Annotated in this window: 21 protein-coding genes and 2 pseudogenes; 12 read left to right on the top strand and 11 right to left on the bottom strand. The window is 58.6% G+C overall.

The features are described 5' to 3' along the window. Positions 1-117: 117 nt before the first annotated feature. On the top strand, positions 118-1,125 hold the full coding sequence (locus ACNQFG_RS01675; protein ID WP_097791772.1) for an asparaginase: 1,008 nt from the start codon (positions 118-120) through the stop codon (positions 1,123-1,125). 47 nt (positions 1,126-1,172) lie between these two features. Here ACNQFG_RS01675 and tenpIN read toward each other — a convergent pair whose 3' ends face one another. From tenpIN to ACNQFG_RS01660, 3 genes are all read right to left on the bottom strand, one after another. Continuing rightward, entirely contained in the window at positions 1,173-1,604 is a 432-nt protein-coding gene (gene tenpIN, locus ACNQFG_RS01670) for a type III toxin-antitoxin system TenpIN family toxin (RefSeq protein WP_423405776.1), read from the bottom strand. A 221-nt stretch (positions 1,605-1,825) separates the two neighbouring features. Next, the gene (locus ACNQFG_RS01665; protein WP_423405775.1) at positions 1,826-2,155 is read right to left on the bottom strand and encodes a branched-chain amino acid transporter permease; all 330 of its coding nucleotides are present in this window, start codon (positions 2,153-2,155) and stop codon (positions 1,826-1,828) included. Beyond that, a complete protein-coding gene (locus tag ACNQFG_RS01660) occupies positions 2,152-2,904 on the bottom strand; it encodes an AzlC family ABC transporter permease (protein WP_423405774.1) in 753 nt (250 codons plus the stop codon). Before ACNQFG_RS01660 ends, ACNQFG_RS01665 begins: the two co-directional genes overlap by 4 nt. A gap of 164 nt (positions 2,905-3,068) precedes the next feature. Between ACNQFG_RS01660 and ACNQFG_RS01655 the strand changes: the two genes are divergently transcribed. Continuing rightward, a complete protein-coding gene (locus tag ACNQFG_RS01655; RefSeq protein ID WP_173016547.1) occupies positions 3,069-3,425 on the top strand; it encodes a helix-turn-helix domain-containing protein in 357 nt (118 codons plus the stop codon). Further along, the gene (locus ACNQFG_RS01650) at positions 3,374-4,270 is read left to right on the top strand and encodes an IS3 family transposase (protein ID WP_423406535.1); all 897 of its coding nucleotides are present in this window, start codon (positions 3,374-3,376) and stop codon (positions 4,268-4,270) included. Before ACNQFG_RS01655 ends, ACNQFG_RS01650 begins: the two co-directional genes overlap by 52 nt. Positions 4,271-4,336: 66 nt before the next feature. On the opposite strand, the gene ACNQFG_RS01645 is transcribed toward ACNQFG_RS01650, so the two are convergent. The 4 genes from ACNQFG_RS01645 to ACNQFG_RS01630 all read right to left on the bottom strand — a co-directional run bounded on the left by ACNQFG_RS01645 (position 4,337) and on the right by ACNQFG_RS01630 (position 8,037). After that, the gene (locus ACNQFG_RS01645) at positions 4,337-6,229 is read right to left on the bottom strand and encodes a heavy metal translocating P-type ATPase (RefSeq protein ID WP_423405773.1); all 1,893 of its coding nucleotides are present in this window, start codon (positions 6,227-6,229) and stop codon (positions 4,337-4,339) included. 264 nt (positions 6,230-6,493) lie between these two features. After that, a complete protein-coding gene (locus ACNQFG_RS01640) occupies positions 6,494-6,715 on the bottom strand; it encodes a cation transporter (RefSeq protein WP_097774536.1) in 222 nt (73 codons plus the stop codon). A 19-nt stretch (positions 6,716-6,734) separates the two neighbouring features. After that, positions 6,735-7,070 (bottom strand): ArsR/SmtB family transcription factor, encoded by a 336-nt coding sequence (locus ACNQFG_RS01635; RefSeq protein WP_423405772.1) that lies wholly within the window; start codon positions 7,068-7,070, stop codon positions 6,735-6,737. 208 nt (positions 7,071-7,278) lie between these two features. Then, the gene (locus ACNQFG_RS01630; RefSeq protein ID WP_423405771.1) at positions 7,279-8,037 is read right to left on the bottom strand and encodes a TIGR02206 family membrane protein; all 759 of its coding nucleotides are present in this window, start codon (positions 8,035-8,037) and stop codon (positions 7,279-7,281) included. Between the two features lie 168 nt (positions 8,038-8,205). Between ACNQFG_RS01630 and ACNQFG_RS01625 the strand changes: the two genes are divergently transcribed. Next, positions 8,206-8,592, top strand: a complete 387-nt coding sequence (locus ACNQFG_RS01625) for a thioesterase family protein (RefSeq protein WP_423405770.1) — start codon at positions 8,206-8,208, stop codon at positions 8,590-8,592. A gap of 430 nt (positions 8,593-9,022) precedes the next feature. On the opposite strand, the gene ACNQFG_RS01620 is transcribed toward ACNQFG_RS01625, so the two are convergent. Continuing rightward, positions 9,023-9,265: a hypothetical protein gene (locus ACNQFG_RS01620; protein WP_143406127.1), complete on the bottom strand. Its 243-nt coding sequence runs from the start codon at positions 9,263-9,265 to the stop codon at positions 9,023-9,025. 17 nt (positions 9,266-9,282) lie between these two features. On the opposite strand from ACNQFG_RS01620, the pseudogene ACNQFG_RS01615 reads away from it, so the two are divergent. The 4 genes and pseudogenes from ACNQFG_RS01615 (at position 9,283) to ACNQFG_RS01600 (ending at position 17,787) form a co-directional block, all read left to right on the top strand. Further along, a pseudogene (locus ACNQFG_RS01615) lies at positions 9,283-10,939 on the top strand (Na+/H+ antiporter NhaC family protein). Between the two features lie 162 nt (positions 10,940-11,101). Beyond that, positions 11,102-15,235: a hypothetical protein gene (locus ACNQFG_RS01610; protein ID WP_423405769.1), complete on the top strand. Its 4,134-nt coding sequence runs from the start codon at positions 11,102-11,104 to the stop codon at positions 15,233-15,235. Between the two features lie 156 nt (positions 15,236-15,391). After that, the gene (locus tag ACNQFG_RS01605) at positions 15,392-15,850 is read left to right on the top strand and encodes a MarR family winged helix-turn-helix transcriptional regulator (protein WP_423405768.1); all 459 of its coding nucleotides are present in this window, start codon (positions 15,392-15,394) and stop codon (positions 15,848-15,850) included. Positions 15,851-15,987: 137 nt separating this feature from the next. Then, positions 15,988-17,787 carry an aminopeptidase P family N-terminal domain-containing protein gene (locus tag ACNQFG_RS01600; protein WP_423405767.1) on the top strand — a complete coding sequence of 600 codons (1,800 nt, stop codon included), beginning with the start codon at positions 15,988-15,990 and terminating at the stop codon, positions 17,785-17,787. A 45-nt stretch (positions 17,788-17,832) separates the two neighbouring features. Here ACNQFG_RS01600 and ACNQFG_RS01595 read toward each other — a convergent pair whose 3' ends face one another. After that, complete coding sequence (locus ACNQFG_RS01595; protein WP_423405766.1) at positions 17,833-18,786, bottom strand: glycosyltransferase family 2 protein; 954 nt, start codon at positions 18,784-18,786, stop codon at positions 17,833-17,835. A 97-nt stretch (positions 18,787-18,883) separates the two neighbouring features. On the opposite strand from ACNQFG_RS01595, the gene ACNQFG_RS01590 reads away from it, so the two are divergent. Next, positions 18,884-19,606: a LytR/AlgR family response regulator transcription factor gene (locus ACNQFG_RS01590; RefSeq protein ID WP_423405765.1), complete on the top strand. Its 723-nt coding sequence runs from the start codon at positions 18,884-18,886 to the stop codon at positions 19,604-19,606. Between the two features lie 6 nt (positions 19,607-19,612). Here the strand turns inward: ACNQFG_RS01590 and ACNQFG_RS01585 are convergent, their stop codons facing one another. Then, a complete protein-coding gene (locus ACNQFG_RS01585; RefSeq protein ID WP_423405764.1) occupies positions 19,613-20,368 on the bottom strand; it encodes a 4Fe-4S binding protein in 756 nt (251 codons plus the stop codon). A 128-nt stretch (positions 20,369-20,496) separates the two neighbouring features. On the opposite strand from ACNQFG_RS01585, the gene ACNQFG_RS01580 reads away from it, so the two are divergent. After that, the gene (locus ACNQFG_RS01580; protein ID WP_302275053.1) at positions 20,497-20,937 is read left to right on the top strand and encodes an RrF2 family transcriptional regulator; all 441 of its coding nucleotides are present in this window, start codon (positions 20,497-20,499) and stop codon (positions 20,935-20,937) included. 52 nt (positions 20,938-20,989) lie between these two features. On the opposite strand, the gene ACNQFG_RS01575 is transcribed toward ACNQFG_RS01580, so the two are convergent. Continuing rightward, complete coding sequence (locus ACNQFG_RS01575; RefSeq protein WP_423405763.1) at positions 20,990-21,631, bottom strand: HAD family hydrolase; 642 nt, start codon at positions 21,629-21,631, stop codon at positions 20,990-20,992. Between the two features lie 129 nt (positions 21,632-21,760). Between ACNQFG_RS01575 and ACNQFG_RS01570 the strand changes: the two genes are divergently transcribed. Both ACNQFG_RS01570 and ACNQFG_RS01565 read left to right on the top strand, forming a co-directional pair. Continuing rightward, positions 21,761-22,933 (top strand): patatin-like phospholipase family protein, encoded by a 1,173-nt coding sequence (locus ACNQFG_RS01570; RefSeq protein ID WP_423405762.1) that lies wholly within the window; start codon positions 21,761-21,763, stop codon positions 22,931-22,933. Beyond that, positions 22,930-24,545: pseudogene (locus ACNQFG_RS01565) on the top strand (phosphoenolpyruvate--protein phosphotransferase). The gene ACNQFG_RS01570 and the pseudogene ACNQFG_RS01565 overlap by 4 nt, the downstream one beginning before the upstream one ends. Positions 24,546-24,561: the final 16 nt, after the last annotated feature.

The following is a 24,561-nucleotide window of genomic DNA, read 5'->3' as shown; positions in this document are numbered from 1 at the left end:
TAGTATACACCTTTTCCCGCAAAAATCTGTGACTAGGTCTCAAAACTGCACACTTTTCATCCGGGGCCGAGTGTGTTATACTGAATCGACTGAATTTGACCCAGGGAGGCACCGAACATGTCCAAGCAGCGTTTGCTTTTTATCACCACCGGCGGCACCATCGCCAGTGTGCGCACCGCACAGGGGCTGCGGCCCGTTCTGACCAGCGAGGAACTGCTGGCCCATCTGCCGGAACTGAACGAGCTGTGCTGCCCGGAGACGCTGGCGCTGTGCAGCATCGACAGCACAGACCTCGGCCCCGAACACTGGCTGCTGATGGCGCGGGCCGTGCAGGAGAATTATGCGCTCTACGATGGCTTCATCATCTGCCACGGCACCGATACGCTGGCCTATTCGGCAGCGGCGCTGTCCTACCTCATCCAGAATGCGGACAAGCCGATCATCCTCACCGGTGCCCAGCAGCCCATCTCCAATGAGATCACCGATGCGAAGAAAAACCTGCGCGACAGCGTCATCTGCGCGCTGGACCCCGGCAGCCGGGGCGTGATGGTGGTGTTCGGCGGGCATGTCATCGCGGGCACCCGCGCCAAGAAGAACAAGACCATCAGCTACGATGCCTTTGCGTCGGTCAACTTCCCGGCGCTGGCGCTGGTGCAGGGCGACCGTCTGGTGCGGTATATCCCCTCGCCCTGGCCCACCGGCCCGGTGGAGTTTGGCCGGGCGCTGAACCCGAAGGTCTTTCTGCTCAAGCTGACGCCCGGCCTTGGCCCGGAGCTCATCCCGGCCATTTTTCAACAATACGACTGCGTCATTGTGGAAAGCTTCGGCGTGGGCGGCATCCCGCAGCGGCTCATGGACGCTTTTGCAGAGAATCTGGGCGATTACGACAAGACCCGCAAGATCCTGATCTTAACCACACAGGTCACCTACGAGGGCAGCGATGTTGGCATTTACGAGGTCGGCAAGCGGGTCCGGAACCGTTTCCGCTTCCTGGAAGCCCACGACATGACCATCGAAGCCGTCGTCACAAAGGTGATGTGGCTGCTGGCCCAGAACTGTGAGAGCTTCGACCAGCTCCAGCAGCGGTTCTATCGGCAGGTCAATTTTGATACGTTTTATCATTGAAAATCAGAACCGGGAGATACCATGCGGCATCTCCCGGTTTTTGTATCTTAAAGATATTCTTCAAAATATTGCAAGGTGGAACAGCGGAGCAGGGTTTTGTCCGGCTCCTTCTCACTTGATTTTGCTTTTTTGTATTTTTTGATGTACTTCTGCATCCCGCACTGGATGCGGTATTCCTTTCCGCGCAGGGCATCAAATTCGTTCGGGCGGATGTGCGGCTGCTTTACCTGGTCGATGTATCGTTCCTCGTCCAGAATGAGAACGGCTTTGGTGTAGTCTACGCCGCATCGGTTTTCCTTGTCCGTCAAAAAAGCATGCGGGTGCCTGATATGGGAGCGCATGGGGATCGCGAAAGTCCGCTCGCCTACGGTGACGAAAACGACCACATAGGGGCGGTTCCGTTTCTGCTCGATCTCCGGGTAGCGGCTGGCGGGGTAGTCTTCATAAAAGCAGTCGGACAAAAAAGCAAATCGCATCATAAACATCCTCGGAAAAAGAAATGCCCCTTTTTCAAGGGGCAAGTCTTCTCAGTGAACTTTTCTTTTGTTTTACTTGGTCGCGTTCTACGACCAAATCTTCTCAGTGAACTTTCTTTTTGCTCGCGTTCTACGAGACCATCTTCGGCAGGTCTTCCTGCACTTATAGTATACGGCTTTCTGACGAAAATGTCAACTTGTTTACGCGAAAAAATGCGTTTCTGTCAAAACACCAACTGCACCAGCAGCACATAGCAGACCGTGCCGCCGGCGATGGAAACAAGGGTCTGGTGCTTCCATTTGTGGAGGGCGATGGTCACGGCGATGGCGATGGCCTCCGGAATGCCGCGGCTGCCCGCAAAGGGGGTGACGCTTTTCAGGCAGTAGACGATCAGCATACCAAAGATGGCGGCGGGCAGCACCCGGCCCAGATACCGCACCACCTCCGGCGGCTGCTGATCCTTGGAAGAGAACACCACAAAGGGCAGAAAGCGGGTGAGCATGGTGGCGGCGGTGCACACCGCGATCGTGATGCCCATTTGCAGTGCGGTCATTTCGGCACCTCCGTTTCGCCGTGCTTTGCCTCAATGGACTCAATGGGCCTGCGCAGGGCCACCAGCAGCACCAGGATGCAGGCCATAGCGGGCAGCAGGAAGCTGCCTGCCCCAAAAAGCACCAGGCAGACCAGCGGCACCAGCAGCCCGATGAGGGCGCTGACGTGCTGCTTTTCTTTTTCCCACTGGTTCAGGAAGATGACCACGAACATGGCGGTCATCACAAAGTCCACACCCTCGGTGCTGAAGGGCAGCACCGAGCCCACCACCGCGCCAAGACCGGCACTGGCCACCCAGTAGCACTGATCCAGCAGGGTGATGAAGAACATGAACCAGCCCCTGTCCACCCCTTCCGGCGGCTCGGCCGAACAGGTGATGGAAAAGGTCTCATCGCTCATGGCAAAGATCATATAAAAGCTGCGCAGGCCGTAGCCCTTGTAGCGCTCCAGCATGGCAAGGCCGTAGAACAAATGCCGCGCCTGGATCATGAGCGCCATCAGAAACGCCGAAAGGGGTGAGAACGCGCTCAGCAGCAGGCTTGCCAGCACAAATTCCAGCGAACCGCCGTACACCACGGTGCCCATGAGCATGGGCATCCACACCGGCAGGCCCAGAGATTGAACGAAGATGCCATACCCCATGCCCAGCACGAGATAACCGGCAAACACCGGCACCGTCTGGGGCGCAGCTGCCCGGAGCGCCCGCCACACCTCGCCGGAAGAATGAGGATCTGATTTGACTGGATACATTTCCACTAACCTCCTGGATTAGTAGTATAACAGAATCTCCCGGCATTGCAAGCTGTTTCGGGAAAAAGATTTTGCGCACAAAAACACCCCCGCCGTTTCGAGATGAACTGCACCCCATTTGTTAGACAGTATGGTATACTGTTTAGGAAATGGGGTGTTTTTGTATGCCAAAGGGACAACGAAAGTACAACGGAACGCAGAAGGTAGAAATCATTAAACGAATCCACAGAGAAAACCTGAGCTTTAAGGGAGCGTCCAGAGAATATGGCATTTCGGACCGTACACTCAGGGACTGGGAGCGCATTTATTGGGAGGAAGGAGAAGAAGCACTTCTGTTAGAGCGTCGAGGACGAGCCTGTGCCGCCAGTGGGACGCAGAAAGGTCGGAAGCCAAAGCTGGATAAGCAAGTAGAAGAAGATCTTATTGCAGAAAATCAGCGGCTTCGGATGGAAATCGACTACTTAAAAAAATTGAATGCCTTGGTGCTGGAAGAGGAACGCCAAAACAGAAAGCACAAGTAGTTCAGGAACTAAGGCAGAAATACCCTCTGAAAGCACTGCTGCAACTTGCCGGACTTCCTCGCAGCACGTTCTACTACTATCTGCACCAGTCTCAGAATCCTGCCAAATACCAGATGGTAAAGGAACAGATTGTTATAATCTTCAACGAGAACAAAAAACGATACGGATACCGCAGAATCACAAAAGAACTGCATAACAACGATATTTGTGTGAACCACAAGACGGTTCGGAAACTCATGAAGCAGCTTGGTTTAGTCTGTCAGATTCGTGCAAAAAGGAAGTACAGTTCTTACAAAGGCGAAGTTGGAGAAGTAGCTCCAAACCTGCTGGAACGGCATTTCAAGACAGACCAGCCGAATCGGAAATGGGTCACAGATGTTACCGAGTTCAAAGTGAACGACCAGCAACTCTACCTGTCTCCAATTCTTGATTTGTTCAATGGCGAAGTTGTCAGCTACAATCTGAGCCGCCATCCGAACTTTAAGCAAATCACGGATATGCTGGAAGGTGCTTTTCAAAAGCTGCCGGACAAGGTTGACAATCTGACTCTGCATTCGGATCAGGGCTGGCAATACCAGATGAAGTCCTACCAGAATCTACTGAAAGCAAAAGGAATTACGCAAAGTATGTCTCGGAAAGCCACTTGTCTGGACAATGCTGTTGCCGAGAACTTCTTCGGACTGCTCAAGACGGAGCTGTTCTATCTGGAAAAATTTGATTCCATTGACCAGCTCGAAAAGGCTATTGTCGATTACATCGACTATTACAACAATCGCCGAATCAAATTAAAACTAAACGGTCTGAGCCCTGTACAGTACAGGATTCAGACCGTTGGAGCTGCTTAATTCAATTTTTGTCTAACTTTTTGGGTTCATTTCAAATTCCCGGCGGGGGTGTTCGTGTGTTGTGGGTCACTGCTCGTTCTTTCGGGCAAGGTCTTTGGTGTACAGGGCACGGGTGGCGTTGAGCACAGCCAGCACCATCACGCCCACATCGGCAAAGATGGCGGTCCACATGCTGGCCATGCCGATCGCGCCCAGCACAAGGCAGGCAAACTTGATGGCCAGTGCAAACACGATGTTCTGGTACACGATGCGTAACGTGCGGCGGGCAATGCGCATGGCCAGTGCGATCTTGGCGGGGTCGTCGTCCATCAGCACCACGTCAGCGGCCTCAATGGCAGCGTCAGAGCCAAGAGCGCCCATTGCAATGCCCACATCGGCACGGGACAGCACCGGGGCATCGTTGATGCCGTCGCCCACAAAGGCAAGGTTCTCTTTGGGGCCTTTGGCGGCGAGCAGCGTTTCGATCTGGTCTACCTTGTCGCCCGGCAGCAGGCCCGCATGGTACTCGTCCAGACCCAGATGATTGGCGACCGCTCTGGCTACAGGCTCGGCATCGCCGGTCAGCATCACGGTCTTGCGCACACCGGCATCCTTCAGGCCCCGGATGGCCTGTGCGCTGTGGGGCTTCACCACATCGGCGATCAGAAGATAACCGGCGTACATGCCCTCGATGGCCACATGCACGATGGTGCCCGGCTCGGTCACTTCGGGGGCGGTGAGGCCCAGCTTTTCCATCAGGCGGGCGTTGCCGGCAGCAACAGTCCTGCCGTCCACCTTGGCGGTCACGCCGTGGCCGCCCAGCTCCTGCACATCGGTGACGCGGTTCGGATCGATCTCCCTGCCGTAAGCGGCCTTGATGCTGAGGGAGATGGGGTGCTTGGACCAGCTCTCGGCCAGCGCGGCGGCCTCCACGAGGGCGTCTTCGGTGACACCGTGTTCGGGGTGGACGCCCACGACCTTGAAGGTGCCCTGGGTCAGGGTGCCGGTCTTGTCGAACACAACGATGCCGGTGCGGGCCAGCTCTTCCAGATAGGTGGAACCCTTGACCAGAATGCCGCAGGCAGATGCACCGCCGATGCCGCCGAAGAAGCTCAGGGGAATGCTGATGACCAGTGCGCAGGGGCAGCTGATAACAAGGAAGGTCAGGGCACGGTAGACCCAGTCACCAAAGCGGGCGGGCTGGCCCATGAGCAGCAGCACGATGGGCGGGATAAAGGCCAGAGCCAATGCGCCATAGCACACGGCGGGGGTGTACACGCGGGCAAAACGGGTGATGAAGTTCTCGGCGCGGGCCTTCTTCATGCTGGAATTTTCCACCAGATCGAGAATTTTGGAAACAGTGGATTCGCCGAATTCCTTGGTGGTCTTTACCTTCAGCAGGCCGGTCATGTTCACGCAGCCGCTGATGACCTCATCGCCGGTCTGCACATCGCGGGGCAGGCTCTCGCCGGTCAGGGCGGCGGTGTTCAGGGCAGAAGCGCCCTCCACGATCACGCCGTCGATGGGCACGCGCTCACCGGGCTGGACCACGATCACGGTGCCGATCTCCACGTCGTCCGGGTCCACCTGCTCCAGCCTGCCGTCCTCGCCCTCAATGTTGGCGTAGTCCGGGCGGATGTCCATCAGGCTGGAAATGCTCTGCCGGCTCTTGCCCACGGCCACGCTCTGGAACAGCTCGCCGATCTGGTAGAAGATGATAACGGCACAGCCCTCCACGTAGTCGCCCAGTGCAAATGCACCCACAGTGGCAACGGCCATCAGGAAGCACTCGTCAAAGGGCTGACGGTTCTTGATGCCAAGCAGTGCCTTGCGCAGCACGTCCCAGCCGACCACCAGATACGGGATGCAGTACAGTACCAGCTCCACCGGCGTGGGGAATGCGGGCAGGAGCTTCAGGATCACGATCAGGATGACCGCTGCGATGATCTGATACAGCACCTTTTTCTGCTTTTTGTTCATACAAAACGCTCCTTTTGACGGATGGCTGGGGGCGGTTTCAACAGGTTTTCCCCGGAAAGGAAACTTTTCCACGTTTTCCCCCATGTTTTCCACGAGGTTTTCCCGAAGAAATCTGACTTTTTCGCGTTTGTTTTCAAACTTTTCCGCAAAAGCTGTTGAAAACCCGGTGGAAAGTGTTGAAAACTGGTTTTTCTTTCAACAGGAAATCGCCGGGGAAGGAAACGGCTCCCCCGCAGGAGGAGCCGTTCTCATCGGATGCGTTGCTCAGATGTCAAAGATCTCGCAGTCGTCCTCCACCTTCTTGCAGGCGGCCAGAACGTTCACCATGGTGTCGTGGGGGTCTGCACCTTCAGAGAACTCCACCTTCATCTTCTGGGTCATAAAGCTGACGGTAGCACTTGCCACGCCTGCAACGGTGTTGGCAGCGTCTTCCATCTTCTGAGCGCAGTTTGCGCAGTCCACTTCGATCTTGTAGCTCTTCTTCATAAGTAATACCAGCCTTTCGTTATTCTTCGATATGATCCATCCCCATGGAGAGGATGCTGCGCACATGGTCATCGTCTAGTGCGTAGTAAACGGTTTTGCCCTCGCGCCGGAACCGCACGAGCTTGGAATCCTTGAGCACCCGCAGCTGATGGCTCACCGCCGACTGGCTCAGCTGCACGGCGTTTGCAATGTCCTGCACGCACAGCTCGTTGTCGTGCAGTGCATACAGGATCTTGATGCGGGTGGAGTCGCCGAACACCCGGAACAGGTCGGCCAACTCGTACAGCACCTCGTCGTCCGGCATCACGAGAGGCCCCGGCTGCGCGGCGGGCAGAGCGTCTTTGGGGTCGTTCATGGCAGTTTCTCCTTTCGCGGCACATTCATGTGAACGCTTGTTCATGTGTTCATAGTATCACGCAGAAGAGGCCCTGTCAAGGCTTTTTGCAAAGATTTTGAGCAGAACCTCAAAATTGTAAAAAAATACCCCAATACGCAAGAAAACTGCGATTTCAATCTGCAAAAAGGGTGCGTTTTGAGCGTGGAAAAAGTAAGCGGAAAAAGTGTCAATGTTTCCGTCGATTTTCGGTGAAGTTTTTTGCTGCCCATGGCAGATACATCACCGCCAGTGCCGCAGCGATGGCGGGCAGGAAGCCGAGTATATAATACGGTTCACCCAGAAATCTCGTGAAGGCACAGGTGATGACGTTGGCGGTTGGGTTGTTCAGGAAATAGAAGTTCGTGTACAGAGACTTGTTGAGAAAATAGATGGGCAAGGCGGTGCCGAACAGGAAAGCCAGTACCTGCGGCACCCGGCGGGGGCTGGGGCGGTAGCCGCCCACAACGAGAAGGACCGGGTAAAGCACCAGCAGGGCGTGGATGGAGACCGAGTGCAAGTTGATGAGCGTCCACCATGAAGGCACATCCAACCAGCTTGGGCAGAGCAGGGCCAGCGCCGCGCCGGGGATGCAGAGGGCGTAAAGTTCCTCTTTGCACCAGTTCTGGTCGAACAGGGTGTTGTACAGGCAGACGAAAACATTGATGCTGCATAGGTGGAGCGGGAGATAGCTCCAATTCCACTGGCCAGTCAGGGCCATGCCGAGCAGAAGGGCCGCTTCGTCAAGAAGCAGAAGCACCGTGACCCCCACCAGGATGCGCCGCCGCTGTTTTGGCCCGCTGTGCCTGTACCAGAGCGCAGCACTCAGGATGAAGATCAGTGAAAGCGCCAGTTCGGTGAGATGGATTCTTCCATACAGTGGGTAACACTGATAATTCGCTCCGTACTCCAGCGCGGTGATATCGTAGGATTTCCAGAAGTCGTTCATAGGCGTACCCTCCCCCATTTTGCCCTATCATAACGCGTTTTGGGCTGACAGGAAAGAGGAAAATGCAGAAATCCACCAAAAACAGGTGCATCGACGCGGAAATTGTGGTATCCTATCAGGAGATCGGAAATTTACTGCCGCAAGGCGATTCTGGAAAGGAAGTTTTTTATGTTGACTATTGGTATCCACGGCGAGCAGAGCCAGCTCGTAACGAACGAAAACACCGCAAAGACCATGGGCAGCGGCACGCTGGATGTGTTTGCCACCCCGGCACTGGTGGCGCTGGCTGAAAAGACCTGCTGGATGAGCGTGGCCGACGCGCTGGGCGAAGGCAATGGCTCGGTGGGCACCAAGCTCGAGCTGGAGCACACCGCCCCCACCCCCGTGGGCATGACCGTTACCTGCGAGAGCGAGCTGACCGCCGTGGAAGGCCGGAAGCTGGTGTTCAAGGTCTCGCTGCACGACGAAAAAGGCCCCGTGGGCGGCGGCGTGCATGAGCGCTTCGTCGTCAATGACGCGAAGTTCGCGGCGAAGGCGGAGAGCAAGAAGGGGTGAACCCTCTCAGTCACCTTCGGTGCCAGCTCTCCCAAGGGGAGAGCCACTGGCGAGTCGGTAGTGGTCGTGCTGGACGAGCGAAGTTTTTTTCGATCGGGAACGGTCGGGCTCCGCTGTCTCGATTCACGGCTGCAATACAAATGCCGCTGCCAATGAGAGCAGGGCCCGGCACCTTGCGCCCCATCGGGCCCAAGCGAACAGCAGGGCTGGCCCGGTCTGCCAATGCCTCGCCCTTCGGGAGAGGTGGCAGTGCGCAGCACTGACGGAGAGGGCTAGTCCCGCAGCCGCTGCCAATGAGAGCAGGGCCCGGCACCTTGCGCCCCATCGGGCCCAAGCGAACAGCAGGGCTGGCCCGGTCTGCCAATGCCTCGCCCTTTGGGAGAGGTGGCAGTGCGCAGCACTGACGGAGAGGGTTAGTCCCGCAGCCGCTTCACGGTTTCCGGGCCTTGCCCTCCCTTGAGTGGGGACGGAGCGGTTCTTCCAACCGCAGCGGCGGTTCATCCTCCGCCATCACCTGTTCTTCGGCCCGCTGCTGGGCCTCGTGGAGGAGGCGGGCGGCCTGTTCGCTGGCGCGGAACAGTTCAAAGTACAGCGCTTTATAATCCGGCGCGGCAAACACCCCCTTCCCTGTCTGGTTGGGGATAGTCTGCCCCGCGCTGAGGCAAAAAATCAAAAGAGGAATCAGATCTTATGAAAAAAGTCAATCTTTCGTGGGCGGGTGCCGTGCTGGTGTTTGCCCTGCTGCTGTGGTGCACAGCGGCAACGCCCGGCAAGATCGCGGACCCGTCCACCTATACCTGTGCGGTGTACAGCACCATCTTTTCGCTGCTGCCGCCGGTGATCGCCATTGTGCTGGCGCTGAACACCAAGGAGGTGTACACCTCTCTGCTGGTGGGCATCGCATCCGGTGCACTGCTGTATGCCAACGGCAATCTGGAGCTGGCCATCAACACCCTGTTCTTCAACGAAGACGGCGGCATGGTGGCCAAGTTGTCGGACAGCAGCAATGTGGGCATTCTGATCTTTCTGGTGATGCTGGGCATTCTGGTGGCCCTGATGAACAAGGCCGGCGGCTCGGCAGCTTTCGGCCGCTGGGCCTCCACCCACATCCACTCCCGGGCCGGTGCGCAGTTTTCCACCCTGCTGCTGGGTGTGATGATCTTTGTGGACGACTACTTCAACTGCCTGACCGTGGGCTCTGTCATGCGCCCCGTCACCGACCGGCAGAAGGTGTCCCGCGCAAAGCTGGCCTACCTGATCGATGCCACCGCAGCACCCGTGTGCATCATTGCGCCGGTGTCCAGCTGGGCAGCTGCGGTCACTTCCAGTGTGCCGGAAGGCTCCGGCATCAACGGCTTTACCATGTTCCTGCGCACCATTCCTTATAACTACTATGCCCTGCTCACCCTCGTGATGAGCCTGTTCCTCATCTTCACCGGCACGGACTTTGGCTCCATGAAGCTCAACGAGGACAACGCCAAAAACGGCGACCTGTTCACCACCGCCGACCGTCCCTACGGCAACGATGTGGACGATGGCACCGATACCTGCGGCCATGTCAGACCTGCTCGCCCCGGTGCTGGTGCTGATCGTGGCCTGCATCTTCGGCATGATCTACACCGGCGGCTTCTTTGAGGGCGTGGACTTCGTTACCGCCTTTGCGGACTGCAACGCTTCTGCAGGTCTGGTGCTGGGCAGCAGCATTGCCCTGCTGTTCACCTTTGTGTTCTACCGCGTGCGCAATGTGATGACCTTTCAGGACTTTGCCGCCTGCATTCCCGAGGGCTTCAAGGCCATGGTCAGCCCCATGCTGATCCTCTCCCTCGCATGGACCCTGTCCGGCATGACCGGCCTGCTGGGCGCAAAATATTACGTTGCCAACCTGCTGAGTGGCTCTGCTGCAGCGCTGCAGTACATGCTGCCGGTCATCATCTTCCTTGTGGCAGTGTTCCTTGCCTTTGCCACCGGCACGAGCTGGGGCACCTTCTCCATCCTCATCCCCATCGTGTGCCATGCCTTCCCGGAGGGCGAGATGCTGGTCATCTCCATTGCGGCCTGCCTGTCCGGTGCCGTCTGCGGTGACCACTGCTCCCCCATCTCGGACACCACCATCATGGCATCCGCCGGTGCCCACTGCAGCCATGTGAACCATGTGTCCACCCAGCTGCCCTACGCCATTACGGCGGCGGCCATCTCGGCGGTGTGCTATGTCGTCACCGGCCTGAGCCAGATGTTCCTGGGTGCCAGCGCCAGCCTGTTCACCTCGCTGATCCTGCTGGCCGTTGCCATCGTGCTGGAGCTGGTGGTGCTGAACGTCATCCGGCTGCGAACGGCCAAAGCAGACTGACGCAACGGCGTTTTTGGCCCTGTCAAGGGGGCAAAAATCGTCATTCACGCAGTTTTCAGGGTGTTTCACGCGGCTTTGCTTTCCTTCCGGTTGTTTTTATGGTATGATGGACCCAGAAACGAACGACCGTGCAGCCTTTGGCAGAAGAGGAGGACGACCCCAATGAAAAAACGCATTCTCAGCCTGATCCTGGCACTGAGCATGGTGCTCTCCGTGTTCCCCCTGGGGGCCTTCGCAGCAGACCCCAACCAAGACCTCGTCATGCAGGGCGGTTTCCCGGTCGGCACCAGTGGCAGTGACTGGAGCTATGATGACATCACCAAGACACTGACTCTGACGAGTGGAACGTATGATTTCAGCAACACCAATCCAAAAACCAAGACAGGAAAGCCTACCAATCAGGCTGTGCGGTGCAAGATTGAGATTCAATCGAGGGCGGAAATTACCGGCGGCATCTTCACAGGCGGCAGTGCGGGAGAAGTGAAAAACTACGGCACCATCAGCGGTGGTACCTTCCAGAACACGTGCAGTGTGACAAACGACGGCACCATCATGGGCAACGGCACCTTTGAGGGAAAAGTGACAAGCAACGGCACCATCATGGGCAACGGCACCTTTGAGGGAATCGTGACAAACAACAGCACCATCAGCGGTGGTACCTTCCAGAACGGGTGCAGTGTGACAAACAATAACACTATCAGCGGTGGTACCTTCCAGAACGGGTGCAGTGTGATAAACAACAGCAACATCATCGATGGCACCTTTGAAGGAACAGTGACAAACGAAGCCGACGGAAAAATCAATGGCGGAACCTTCGCAGGCAGTGTGACAAACAACGGCAACGGAATGATCTATGGCGGCACCTTTGAAAAACTCGTGACGAACGGCGGTACCATCGAGAAAGGCACCTTCAATGGAGAAGTGTCAAACAACCAAGGAGGAAACATCACTAACGGCACCTTTGAGCAAGAAGTGATAAACAACGACGGAGGAGAAATCTCTGGTGGAACCTTTAAGGGAACAGTGTTAAACGGCAACGGAATAATCACCGGCGGCACCTTCGCGGCGGGCCTGTCTAGGAACGACGGCAGCGTGACTGGCGGCGTGTTCAACGGCGATAAGGAGCTGACCGGGGTAACAGGTCTCCACTCCATCACTTGGGATGCGGCCTCCTCCGATGCCAAGATCAAGAAAGTCAACGATGTGCCTGCGGTTTGGGACCCCTACGTCGTGATCGAATCGGGCAAGACGAAGGAAGTGACCATCACTGCCGACACCGAGATATACAGCCTGAACGGCAAGCGCCTCGGCACGAACGACCGCGTCAACGGCGACAAGAAGACCGTGAAATTCACCATGCTGGACGAGAACGTGGTGCTCAGCACCGGCGAACTCGTCATCGGCTCGGACGGCTACCCGGTCGGCTCCAACGGCGGACAAGACTTTTGCAGTGGCAACGATTGGGAGTACAGTAATTACAAGGGCACACTGTATCTGAGTGCTGGAACGTTTGATCTCAGTACCACAGAGCCTGTGAAGTGCAAGATTCAGTCGCGTACGACGATCACCGGCGGCACCTTCAATGAGGCAGTGAAAATCATCGCCGCAACGATCACCAAAGGCATCTTCAGTGGAACAGTGTACAACAGCGACGGAACAATCTCTGGCGGAACCTTCCAAAGCACGGGCAGTGTGACAAACTGGGGCACCATCACTGGCGGCACCTTCGCGGGCAGTGTGGAAAATAAGTGTGACATATACGGTGGCGTGTTCAACCGTAATGCAACTCTAACCGACGTAACAGGTGGCCACAACATCACTTGGGATGCAGCCTCCTCCAAAGCCAAGATCGAGAAAGTCAACGGTGTGTCTGCGAATTGGGCCCCCTACGCCTACAAAGACACCACCGTGACCATCACCGCCGATACCAACATCTACAGCCTGAACGGCCAGCCCATCGACGAAAGCAACTACCCCAATAAAAACGACAAGACGACCGTGACCTTTACCATGCCGGACAAGGACGCGGTGCTGAGCGGAGCGATCACCTGCACCAACCTCGTGATGAAGGGCGGTTATCCGGAGGCTTCCAACGGCGGCACCACCCCCTGCAAGGGCAACGGCTGGACTTACAGTAAAAAAGACACGTCGAACCCGAAAGGCAAACTGACTCTGACGGATGGAACGTATGATTTCAGTTACACCTATCCCCAAAACAGTAATGGAGCGGGGGCAGAGCCTGTGGCGTGCGCGGTTGAGACTCAATTGCGTGTGAAAATTACCGGCGGCACCTTTGAGGGAGAAGTGATAAACAACGACCTAGGAGTAATCTCTGGTGGAACCTTCCATGAAAAAGTGTCAAACTACAACGGAATGATCACCGGAGGAACCTTCAAGAGCAGTGTGACAAGCAAGGACCACGGAAGAATCTTTGGCGGCGTGTTCAACGGCAATGCAACTCTAACCAACGTAACAGGTCTCCACTCCATCACCGTGGCCTCCGGTGCCAAGATCAAGGAAGTCAACGGTATGTCTGCGGATTGGGACCCCTACGTCGTCGTGACCGAAAATGCCACGACGAATGAAGTAATCATCACCGCCAGCACCGAGATCTTCAGCCTGAACGGCAAGCCCATCGGCGATGGCAACTGCAACAGCAGCTACGGCAGCGACAAGACGATCGTGACCTTCACCATGCCGGACGATGACGTGGTGCTGAACAAAGCGATCACCAGCACCGACCTCGTCATGGAGAACGGCTGGCCGAAGGATTCCAACGGCGGCAAAACCCCCTGCAAGGGCGACGGCTGGGAGTACATCCCCAATGACCCGACCAATGGCGACATGCTGCTTCTGACGGACGGGCTGTTCGATTTCAGCACCATCGGAGATGGTTCGGCGGTGGAGTGCAACGTCTTTGTGGGCAAGCCGACGGCCATCACGGGCGGCGAGTTCAACGGCAAAGTGATCAACAATAGCCACATTCTGGGCGGCACCTTCCACGGCCCGGTCGACAATACGATCATGGGCACCATCGAGAAGGGCACGTTCCACGGCGCTGTCGAGAATAACGGCATTATCGAAAACGGCACCTTCAAGAACATGTGCAGGGTGATAAACAACAGAACCATAGAGAACGGCACCTTTGAAGGAACAGTGGAAAACAACACCAACGGAACGATCTCTGGCGGCACCTTCGCGGGCAGTGTGAGCAACAACGGCGGCACCGTGAACGGCGGCATATTCAACGGCAACACAGGTTTGGACGGGGTAACAGATCTCCGCTCCATCACCGTGGCCTCCGGTGCCAAGATCGAGAAAGTCAACGGTGTGCCTGCGGAGTGGGCCCCCTACGTCGTGACCAGCAATGCCACGACGAAGGAAGTGACCATCACTGCCGACACCGAGATTTTCAGCCTGAACGGCCAGACCATCGCAGAAAGCAGCTACGGCGTCGACAAGAAGACCGTGACCTTTACCATGCCGGACGATGACGTGGTGCTGAACGGCGAGCTCATCACCAAGCCGGAACCGGAGCCGAAACCGGAACCCGAACCGGAACCGGAGCCGAAACCGGAACCGGAACCTGAACCGACGCCGAAACCCAATCCGGAGCCTCAACCGGAACCTGAACCGGAACCCACCACCTACACCGTGACCGTCATCGGCGGCACGATCGACGGCAAGACGTCCGTTTCCGCCAAGGAGAACGACACCCTGACCGTGGTGCTGGACCAGAACGACATTCCGGACGGCATGACGTTTGACCTGTGGAGCATTTCGTCGGACAAGCTCAGCGGCGATATCAACGTCGATTACCGGGCCGAGGCCATGACCTTCCGGATGCCCCCCGAAGATGTGACCATCCGGGCGCAGTACCGCTCGGCGGAGATCATCGAGGACGCAGCGCCCTCTCCGCTGGCAACGGCGGCGACCATCGCGGTGGGCGGCGCAGCCGCAGGCATTGTGGTGTGGCAGGGCGTGAGCCTGGGCGTAGACCTCTACCTCGCCAATGCGCTGCCCCAGGGGGTGCCGGTGCCGACCGACCGCCGTGCGCTGGCGCTGCTCCTGTGGGAGACCGCAGGCAAACCGGAGGTGGCTCTGCCCACCCTTTACGGCGATATCCCCGCCGAAGAGATCGAGCTGCAAAAGGCCACCCGCTGGGCGGTCCAGAACGGCCTGATGGACGCGGCCGACAAGGAGGATGCGTCCTTCTTTGACCCGGACCATTATGTCACCAAGATGGACGTCTTCGGCGCATGGCTCCGGCTCAAAAAGCTCCTCGGCACCACCTGAACATCCCCGACGCAGTGAGCGTCCCCCCTTAACGCAAAGGACCTCCCGGCCTGCATGGGCTGGGGGGCCCTTTGTTTCAAAACGGAAAAATTCCGTTGCTTCTGGGAAAAAACATGGTATACTAAAGGAAATTGAGCGATCGGAAGGAGCCGCACCATGCTGGAAAAAGCATTCAACGACGTATACACCAAATTCAAGCTGCATTTCTACCAGAACATTTTTCAGCGTTTTGCCACCCGGGAAGCCACGCTGACCACGGTGGAGTCCTTCTGCATGGAGGGCATCATGGCCATGGGCGAACCCACCATTGCGGAGTTTTCCCGCATGATGCAGATCTCCACCCCCAACGCGGCGTATAAGATCGGCAGTCTGGTGAAGAAGGGCTATGTGGAAAAGATCCAGTCCACCACCGACCGGCGCGAGTATCACCTGCGCCCCACCCAGAAGTATATCGATTACTACAACATCAGCTATTCCTATCTGCACACTGTGGTGGAGCGTGTGCGGGAGCGCTTCCCCGCCGAGGACGTGGACAAAATGGAACAGATGCTCACCATCATCAGCGAGGAGCTGATGCCGGAGCTGGATCTGAAATCAAAGACGGAGGACGAATAAGCGCCGTTTCACCCCGTTGGAGTAAAACGGCCGGGGCAATTGCAATCCGTGCGCCGGAATGATACAATAGGAGCCAGCGAGAACCGCCGCCGGACGTTTTTCCGGCAAGTGCAAGTGTAAGAAAGAAGGCTTTTATCATGAGCATGAATACAGTCCCTGAGCGTCTGGCTGCGCTGCGCGCCGCCATGGACGCCAATGGCGTGGACCTCTACCTCATCCCGGTGGGCGACCCGCACTCCAGCGAGTATCTGCCCGACCACTACACCTCCCTGACCTATTTCTCCGGGTTCCACGGCGAGAACTCCAACTTCGTGGTCACCCGCACCGAGAGCGCCCTGTGGGCCGACGGCCGTTATTTTGTGCAGGCCGAGAAGGAAATTGCGGGTACCGAGATCAAGCTGCAGCGCATGGGGGAACCCGGCGTGCCCACCGTGGAGGAATACTGCGCCGATGCCCTGCCGGAAGGCGGTGTGCTGGGCCTGTGCGGCCTGACCGCTTCCTGCCAGCTGGTGCGCAGCGTACAGAAAGCGCTGGACGCCAAGCACGGCACCATCAAGACCCTGAACCTTGAGGACGAGCTGTGGACGGAGGGCCGCCCTGCCCTGCCGGATACCCCAGCGTGGATCCTGCCGAAGGAATATGCGGGCTTCTCCCCGGCGGAAAAGCTGGATCAGCTGCGCAGCAAGCTCAAGGAGCTAGGCTGCACCGCTCAGTTTGTGGGCAAGCTGGATAATCTGGCATGGCTTTTGAACCTGCGCGCCATGGATATTGAGTGCACTCCCTATGCCATGGCCTACTGCTATGTGACCGGGGACCGTGCCGTCCTCTTCATCAACACCCGTCGTCTGGGCGCGGAGGCCGCTGCCGAGCTGAAGGAGAACGGCGTCGAGATCGCCGAATATGACGACGTCCTCACCTTCCTGGCTGCAGAGACCGAGGCCCAGACCGTTCTGGCCGACCCGGCTTCCGTCAACTATGCGGTCTATGAGACCCTGCGCAACAACCCGGTCCTGACCGTCAAGGACGAGGCCGACCCCCTGCTGCCGATGAAGGGCGTCAAGAACGAGACCGAGCTGAACCACAACCGTGAGGCCCATCTGCGCGATGCCGTGGCCATGGTGCGGTTCCAGATCGAGCTGGAAGAGCGTCTGGCCGCAGGCGAAGAGCTGACGGAGCTGACCGTGGATGAGATCCTCCACAAGTACCGCTCGGCACAGGACAAGTTCATCGTGGAAAGCTTTGGCACCATTGCGGCCTACGGCGGCAACGCAGCCATGATGCACTACCACGCCACCCCGGAAGATCACGCTGTGCTGGAAAAGAAAGGCTTTCTGCTGGTGGACAGCGGTGCCACCTACATGGACGGCACTACCGACATCACCCGCACCTACCCGCTTGGCCCGCTGACCGAGGACGAAAAGCGCTTCTACACATGGACTCTGCAGAGCCACATCGACCTTGCCAAGGCCGTCTGGCTGGATTACTGCGAGTGTAAGATGATCGACACCATTGCCCGGGAACCGCTGTGGCGGCACCTCATCAACTACCGCTGCGGCACCGGTCACAGCGTCAGCTTTGTGGGCAATGTGCACGAGGGCCCCCATGCCCTGAACAGCCGCAACACCACCCGGATGCGTCCCGGCATGGTGGTCACCGACGAGCCGGGCGTTTACGAGACCGACCTCGTGGGCATCCGCATCGAGAACGAGCTGGTGTGCGTGCACAAGGCCGATAACCAGTACGGTACCTTCCTGGCCTTCCGCCCGCTGACCTTTGTGCCCATCGCCACCTCGCCTGTGGTGCCCGGCATCCTGACCAAGGACGAGATCGAGTGGCTGAACGCCTACCACCGCGAGGTCTTCACAAAGCTCGCTCCCCGCCTGACCGAGGAGGAGCGCGACTGGCTGGCCAAGAAGTGCGCCGCCATCGGAGCGTAACCTCTCATAACGAAAATCGAGAGGCCATCGGCCTCTCGATTTTTGTTATCCTTCCTGTTCCGGTTTGTGCTCTTTCCAGTAGGCTTTTGCCTCATCAATGGCCTTTTTGAACGGGCCGGAGGGGTAGGTGCTCTCGGCGATGTCCACCAGAAATTTATACAGCTGGGGGCGCACCTCCTCATACATGCCCAGGCGGGTGTAGAGGTCTTTGTAATAGCGGAACACCTGCAGTTTGTTCTGCACCACGGTGGATACGTGGACCTGCGTGTGGCAGATGCTCTGCGGGTTCTGGACGTAGTAATAACCGGCCTTGCCGATGGAAACGAAGGTCTCGGCGTACTGGATATACCGCAGGTTGAAGACGAGGTCTTCGGCCCAGTGCATCTCGCTGACGAACTGGATGTCGTTCCGGGTCAGGAGGTCGCGGCGGTAGAGCTTGTTCCAGAGCACGCTGTAGAAGAAGGATGCGGGCTTCTCCATCAGGCGCAGGGCAAAGGTGTCCTTGTCATAAACGCCTGCAGGCAGAAAGCCGTACTCCCGCATCTCCGGGGGCCGGGCGACGCTCATGACGCCCAGCTCGTCCTGGATCTTATCGAGCACCTGTTCGGGCTTGGAAGCGCCCGCCGGGATGACCATTTTGTAAGGTGCGATGACGAGGTCGGCGGTGTGCTCCTCGGCCGCGGCCACGAGAGCGGCCGTGAAGTCCGGGTCGAGGTAGTCGTCGCTGTCCACGAACTGCACATACTTGCCGCCGGCCAGCTTCAGGCCCAGGTTGCGGGTGTCCGCTACGCCGGAGTTTTCCTTATCCACCAGCACGATGCGGGGGTCTTTGGCGCGGAACTCTTCGCAGACGGGCAGGCTCTGGTCCTTGGAACCGTCGTTCAGGATGATGATCTCGATGTTGGAATAGGTCTGTGCGCAGATGCTGCCCACGCAGCGGGCCAGATGGTTCTGGGCGTTGTACACGGGCAGGATGATGCTGACAAGGGGCTGATTCATGGCGGCGTCTCCTTTTCTGATTTTATAGTAACTATACTCCCGTGCGGCGCAAAATGCAAGCGCCCGGAAGGCCGGGCAGGAGGAAGGAATTGAAAAAATGATCTTTCACATTGCGGTCTGCAGCCCGGATGCGGTGCTGCGGGGGCGGGTGCAGCGGCACTGCCTTGAATATTATGCCCGCCGGGCAGACGCCTGCATCGTGGAACAGCTGGAGGACGCGGGGGCACTGCTCCGGAAAGAGGACGCGGGCAGCCGGTTCGAGCTGTATCTCATCGAGCTGACGGCGGCAAACCCGGCGGCAGGTCTGCAGGCGGCGGCACAGCTGCGGCAGCGCGGGGTGCGGGCACCGCTGGCCTTTCTGGCCCACACGCCCGCCTACGCCTACGAGGCGTTCCGGGTGGATGCCATGCAGTATTTGCAGATCCCCTTCCGGCCCGAACAGCTCACCGCCCTGCTGGATCGCGCCACCGAGCCGGAGTACGGCCCCGTCATCCCGGTGACGACGGCGACCGGCCTGCGGGCCCTCCCCTTTGCGGACATCGAATATCTGGAGTGCACCCACCATGTGGTGCACTTCCATCTGCTCAGCGGCGAGGATGTGGTGTCCCTTTCGCTGCGGGTGTCCTTTGCCGAGGTAGCAAAGCCGCTGCTGGAAGACGGGCGTTTTTTGCAGCCGCACCGCTCCTATGTGGTCAATCTGGCGGCGGCGTCGCAGCTGTCCGTGGGGGAGCTGTGGATGCGCAGCGGTGCCCGCGTCCCCATCCCCCGCGGCCGCGAAGCCGCCGTGAGGGCAGCCTTCCGGAAGTTTTTGGAACGGTAAGACGCCTCAGAGAATGAGTGTGTTGCGTTTGCGGTCGGAGCAAAGGTCTTTGAGAAAAGCGGTCACCCGTGTTACAACGGCGCTGTCCACGGAGCGTGCATGAACTGGGCAGCGGGAAACACAGCGCATACAGGTGATACACTTGGCGGGGTCGGTGATGGTGAAATCATTGTAGGAGATGGCACCTACAGGACACGCTTGGGCACAGAGGCCGCAGGATGTGCAATTGACGGCGACGGTGGGAATCAGCCCGGCCCGTTTCTCTTTGCAGTTGTGTTCTCCGGGAATCGGAGGACAGGTACAGATACCGGAACTGAATTTTTCGAAGATCTGTTTGCCAAAATCCGCCAACTGTTGACAGTCGGCGGCATCGGGGCGTCCGATGGCAAATGTGGGAAGCAGGCTGTGTGCAGCAACGGCAGAAACGGCGGCAATGGGGTGGAAACCAGCATTCTGAGCATGATCTTCCATCTGAGCCAGTGCGTTATCCACGGCACGGTTGCCATAGACTGCGGCTAGAGCACAGCGTGCACCGTTTCCTTGTAAGAGGGCCAGCCGATCCAGGGCGGGTTGGGGTGCCATTCCTTCGAAAACTGGCAGAGCGATCAGAACAAGATCATCTTCATGAAATGAAATGGCAGGTGCCGTGAAGTTTTGTACAGACAAGTCGATGGTTTGTACAGCAGGCCAGTTCTGGGTCAGGGCCTTTGCAACGCGCTCCGTTCCACCTGTGGGACTGAAAATGAGTTGGAAGCAGTTCATAAATAGATCCTCCTTGATGTAAAACTTAACACTACATCTTGGGACGAAGTATACCACTTGTCTGGTGTAACGTCAATGTTTACAGCCATAAAAAGATGCGATAAAATAAGTGTAGGAGGTCTGCGCCGATGCACATTAGCAATAAATGTTCGGTTGCAATTCACTGCCTGATTTTTCTTTCGGAATACGGAGAACGAGAACGGGTGACCAGTGAACTGCTTTCGCACTCGACAGGATGCAACCCGGTGACCATCCGGAATATTCTCAGCGCGCTGAAAAAAGATAAGATCATCACCGTAAAGCCCGGTACGGGCGGGGCCGCGCTTGCTCTTCCGCCTGATGAGATCAGCTTGCATCGTGTTTGTCTCGCTGTAGAACCGGAAGCCATTGATAAGATGATCGGTATTCATGTTTCGCCATCTCCATTCTGCCCGGTAGGGCGAAATATTGGAAATGTGCTGGGAAAAACTTACGATACCCTGAAAGCGGACTTGGTCGCAAGTATGAAGTCCATTACGCTGAAACAAATCCTTGCAGACTATCACGAAGCGTTAGCGGAAGAAAGATAGAAAAGAGGCTGTTGCACTTTCGGCTAAAACGATGTGCAACAGCCTCTTTTTGTCAGAACTTCAACTCCGCCCACCGGGTCAGGAACTGGTCGCTGATGCGGCGGAGGGCGGGTTCATCGGCGGCGCTGGCGGCGTCGGCGATGCCGATGACGTAAAAACCTGCGTCGTGGGCGGTGCGGGCCGCGTAGAGGGAATCCTCGCAGACGGCGCAGCCGTGTGGGTCGGTGCCGCCGAGGCGCTGTAAGGCCGCGAAAAAGACGTCCGGGCGGCTCTTGTGCAGGGGGCCCTGGGCTTCGATGTAGAACTCGAAGCAGTCGTCCACACCCAGGCGGGTGAGCACCGTTTTGCACTGGTCGCTCCAGGTGTTGGAGCAGATGCACATGCGTGCGCCCTCGGCCTTGAGGCGGGCCAGCAGCTCCCGCACACCGGGCTTCAGCTCCACGGTCTCGTACAATTCGGCGATCACCTCGCGCATCACGCCGAAGTAGTCCTCCGGCCGCAGGGGCAGCGCGTATTCGCGGATGAGGTACTGTGCCCCATCCGCCATGCCCATGCTCAGGAGCGTGGAGCGCAGGTCGGCCTTTGGGGTGCGGCCATAGCGGCGCAGCAGCGCCAGCGGGGCGTTCTCCCACACCACGGTCATACTGTCGGTCAGGGTGCCGTCCATATCAAAAATCCATTGCTTGCAGTTCATGCAGTCCTCCTCACAGTCATAATTTACTAAATTATACCACGCTTTTTGTTCCAAAAACAGGGAGAAATTTTCCCGAAAATATGGTATACTTTTTGCAGGTTTGAATCGGACGACAAGGAGGCGTATTGGATGGCGCAGAACGATACCCCCAGAAAGGCGCTGGTGCTGGCGGGCGGCGGAGCCAGGGGCAGCTATCAGGTGGGTGTGTGGCGCGCGCTGATGGAGCTGGACTGGCACCCGCAGATCATTACCGGCACCAGCGTTGGCAGCCTGAACGGTGCCATGTTCGTGCTGGACCAGTACGAGACGGCCCGCGATATGTGGCTGGCCATCCGCAGCAAGGATGTGATGGAGCTGCCGGAGGAGACCCGGAACCTGACCGAGCTGCACCAGTTCCTGCGGGACGTGGTGCGCGCGGGCGGCATGGATGTGACCCCGCTGGAAGAGATCGTGGAGCGGGTGCTGGACGAGGATGCCCTGCGCGCGGCTCCCATCCGCTTCGGCCTTGTCACGGTGGAGCAGCGGGGCTTAAAGCCCCGGGAGCTGACGCTGGACGAGATCCCGGCAGGAAAGGTCAAGGACTACCTGATGGCCTCCGCTGCCTGCTTCCCGGCGCTGCGTGCGCGGGAGATCGACGGGGTCAAGTTTCTGGATGGCGGCTACAGCGACAACATGCCCACGGCGCTGGCCCAGAAAATGGGGGCCGAGGAGCTGGTCTGCGTCGATCTGGAAGGCGTGGGCATCACCCGCCCCAACCTCACCGGCCTGCCCACCGTGATGGTGCGCAGCTACTGGGAGCTGGGCGATATCCTGCACTTTGACCCCGACACCGCCCGCCGCAACATCGAGCTGGGTTATTACGACACCCTGCGGGCCTTCGGGCGGCTGCGCGGCTGTGCCTACGCGGTGGCGAAGAACGAGCAGACCGCACAGGATGCTGCCGCATTCCGGCAGCGGTTCGACGCTGTGCAGAAGGCGGTGAAGGCAAAGTACCCGGTGACACTGACGGCAGACCTGGCGCTCAAGCTGGCCAACATGCAGGACGCAGAGCTGGCCCCGCTGGAAGCGGCCGCCGAGGATGTGGGCGTGGACCCCACCCGGTATTACACCGTGGAGACGCTGGCAAAGGCGTTTCTGGAGACCTGTGACCGTACCCGCATCGAGGGGTTTGAACCGCTGTTCGAGGGCAGCGGAAACGCGGCGCGGGCCGCACTGGCCGCGCTGCTGCCCAATACCTTTTTGCAGGCGCTGGTCTGGCGCACCCTGACTGCGCCTGCCCCGACGGAGGTGACGGAGGAATGAAAGTCTATCAGGGATATGCCGCCTCGTCCGGCCTTGTGCTGGGGCAGGTGAGCCGTCTGGAGCGCAGGACCGAGAGCTTCGGCACAGGGCCGTTCAACCCGGACCGGGAACAGCGGCTGCTGGACCGGGCCGTCAAGACGGCACAGGCCGAGCTGGACTCGATGGCTGAGCGCAGCGGCCCCACCGAACAGGCCATTTTTCAGTTCCAGAGCATGATGCTGGACGACGAGGGCATGATGAACGAAGTCCGGTTCCAGATCAAGGCGGGCGTCGGCGCAGCCGAAGCCGTAGACCGGGCCGGCCGCCGCTATGCCGACCAGCTGGCCCAGATGGAAGACAATGCCTATATGCAGCTGCGCAGCGTGGACATCCTTGATGCCGCCCGCCGCGTGGTGAACATCCTGACCAACCGCCCCCGCATGTGGCTGGCGCTGGATCACCCGGTGATCCTTGCGGCAGAGCGGCTGATGCCCACCGACCTGTTCAGCGTGCCCTCCGGCATGATTTTAGGCATCATCACGGCAGAGGGCAGCGGCCAGAGCCACGCGGCCATCATTGCCCGGGCAATGAATATCCCGGGCATCGTGCAGGTGGGCCGGGATTTTCTGGACGACTGCGACGGCCGCACGGCCATCCTGGATGCCGACAACGGCGAGTGCATCCTCGACCCGGATGCCGTCACCCGCCAGCAGGCGATGTCCCGCATCTGCGAGAAGCAGTGGGAGAACGAGGAGATGAACCGCGTCTGCGCCTTGCCGTGCCGGACGAAGGACGGCCAGCCCTTTGAGCTGCTGGCCAACTGCTTTGGGCCGGAGGACATCGACACGGCCATGCAGTCCGGCGCACAGGGCGTGGGCCTGCTGCGCACCGGCTACATGATGCTGCCGGGCCGCATTCTGGACGAGCAGGAACAGTATGTGTTCTATCACTCCTGCCTGGCGGCGGCAAAGGGCGGGGTGGTCACGGTGCGCACCTTCGACTTTGGCTCAGACCGCACCATTTCCGACGCCTATCAGGGCCTGCAGTCTTCCAAGCTTGGCCTGCGGGGCATCCGCAACAGTCTGCGCCAGCCCCACCAGTTCGAGACGCAGCTCTGTGCGCTGCTGCGCGCCGCCGCCCGCGGCCCGCTGCGGGTGATGTTCCCCATGGTGACGAATGTGGAGGACTGGGACGCAGCCATGCGTGTGGTGGAGCGCTGCCGCGAGCACCTGCGGGAGCGGGGGAGCGCTTCAACGAGAAGATGCCCTTCGGCGTCATGCTCAGTGTGCCGTCGGCCTGCCTGACGGCGGAAGAATTTGTGGCCCACGGGTGTGAGTTCTTCGTCATCGAGACGAACGATCTCATCCAGTACACCCATGCCGTGGACCGCGACCTCTCCATCGCCGAGCACTACTACCGCCCGGCCAGCAAGGCCATGAAAAAGCTCATCACCATGGTCGTGGAGGCGGCGGACGCGGGCCAGATCCCCGTGACCATCTGCGGCCTTGCGGTGGGCAACCCGGCCAACACGGTGCAGTATCTGCAGCTGGGCCTGCGCAGCTTCTCGGTGAGCCCGCAGAGCCTCATCAGCGTGAAGCGCGCGCTGCTGGAAGCAGAAGCAAAGACAGAATAAACAAAACAGGAGGGAC

Origin of the sequence: Faecalibacterium prausnitzii (genome assembly GCF_049532945.1) — a bacterium.
GTDB lineage: Bacteria > Bacillota > Clostridia > Oscillospirales > Ruminococcaceae > Faecalibacterium > Faecalibacterium prausnitzii_N.
The sequence above is the reverse complement of the archived record's forward strand: the minus strand, read 5'-3'. Positions and strand labels throughout refer to the sequence as shown.

Bases quoted from the DNA above. Each gene is read 5' to 3' on its own strand.
- ACNQFG_RS01600 (WP_423405767.1), top strand. From the start codon at position 15,988: ATGAGCATGAATACAGTCCCTGAGCGTCTGGCTGCGCTGCGCGCCGCC.
- ACNQFG_RS01605 (WP_423405768.1), top strand. From the start codon at position 15,392: ATGCTGGAAAAAGCATTCAACGACGTATACACCAAATTCAAGCTGCAT.
- ACNQFG_RS01575 (WP_423405763.1), bottom strand. From the start codon at position 21,631: ATGAACTGCAAGCAATGGATTTTTGATATGGACGGCACCCTGACCGAC.
- ACNQFG_RS01645 (WP_423405773.1), bottom strand. From the start codon at position 6,229: ATGAACAAAAAGCAGAAAAAGGTGCTGTATCAGATCATCGCAGCGGTC.
- tenpIN (WP_423405776.1), bottom strand. From the start codon at position 1,604: ATGATGCGATTTGCTTTTTTGTCCGACTGCTTTTATGAAGACTACCCC.
- ACNQFG_RS01630 (WP_423405771.1), bottom strand. From the start codon at position 8,037: ATGAACGACTTCTGGAAATCCTACGATATCACCGCGCTGGAGTACGGA.
- ACNQFG_RS01655 (WP_173016547.1), top strand. From the start codon at position 3,069: ATGCCAAAGGGACAACGAAAGTACAACGGAACGCAGAAGGTAGAAATC.
- ACNQFG_RS01635 (WP_423405772.1), bottom strand. From the start codon at position 7,070: ATGAACGACCCCAAAGACGCTCTGCCCGCCGCGCAGCCGGGGCCTCTC.
- ACNQFG_RS01570 (WP_423405762.1), top strand. From the start codon at position 21,761: ATGGCGCAGAACGATACCCCCAGAAAGGCGCTGGTGCTGGCGGGCGGC.
- ACNQFG_RS01590 (WP_423405765.1), top strand. From the start codon at position 18,884: ATGATCTTTCACATTGCGGTCTGCAGCCCGGATGCGGTGCTGCGGGGG.
- ACNQFG_RS01675 (WP_097791772.1), top strand. From the start codon at position 118: ATGTCCAAGCAGCGTTTGCTTTTTATCACCACCGGCGGCACCATCGCC.
- ACNQFG_RS01665 (WP_423405775.1), bottom strand. From the start codon at position 2,155: ATGACCGCACTGCAAATGGGCATCACGATCGCGGTGTGCACCGCCGCC.
- ACNQFG_RS01595 (WP_423405766.1), bottom strand. From the start codon at position 18,786: ATGAATCAGCCCCTTGTCAGCATCATCCTGCCCGTGTACAACGCCCAG.
- ACNQFG_RS01640 (WP_097774536.1), bottom strand. From the start codon at position 6,715: ATGAAGAAGAGCTACAAGATCGAAGTGGACTGCGCAAACTGCGCTCAG.
- ACNQFG_RS01585 (WP_423405764.1), bottom strand. From the start codon at position 20,368: ATGAACTGCTTCCAACTCATTTTCAGTCCCACAGGTGGAACGGAGCGC.
- ACNQFG_RS01580 (WP_302275053.1), top strand. From the start codon at position 20,497: ATGCACATTAGCAATAAATGTTCGGTTGCAATTCACTGCCTGATTTTT.
- ACNQFG_RS01625 (WP_423405770.1), top strand. From the start codon at position 8,206: ATGTTGACTATTGGTATCCACGGCGAGCAGAGCCAGCTCGTAACGAAC.
- ACNQFG_RS01660 (WP_423405774.1), bottom strand. From the start codon at position 2,904: ATGTATCCAGTCAAATCAGATCCTCATTCTTCCGGCGAGGTGTGGCGG.
- ACNQFG_RS01610 (WP_423405769.1), top strand. From the start codon at position 11,102: ATGAAAAAACGCATTCTCAGCCTGATCCTGGCACTGAGCATGGTGCTC.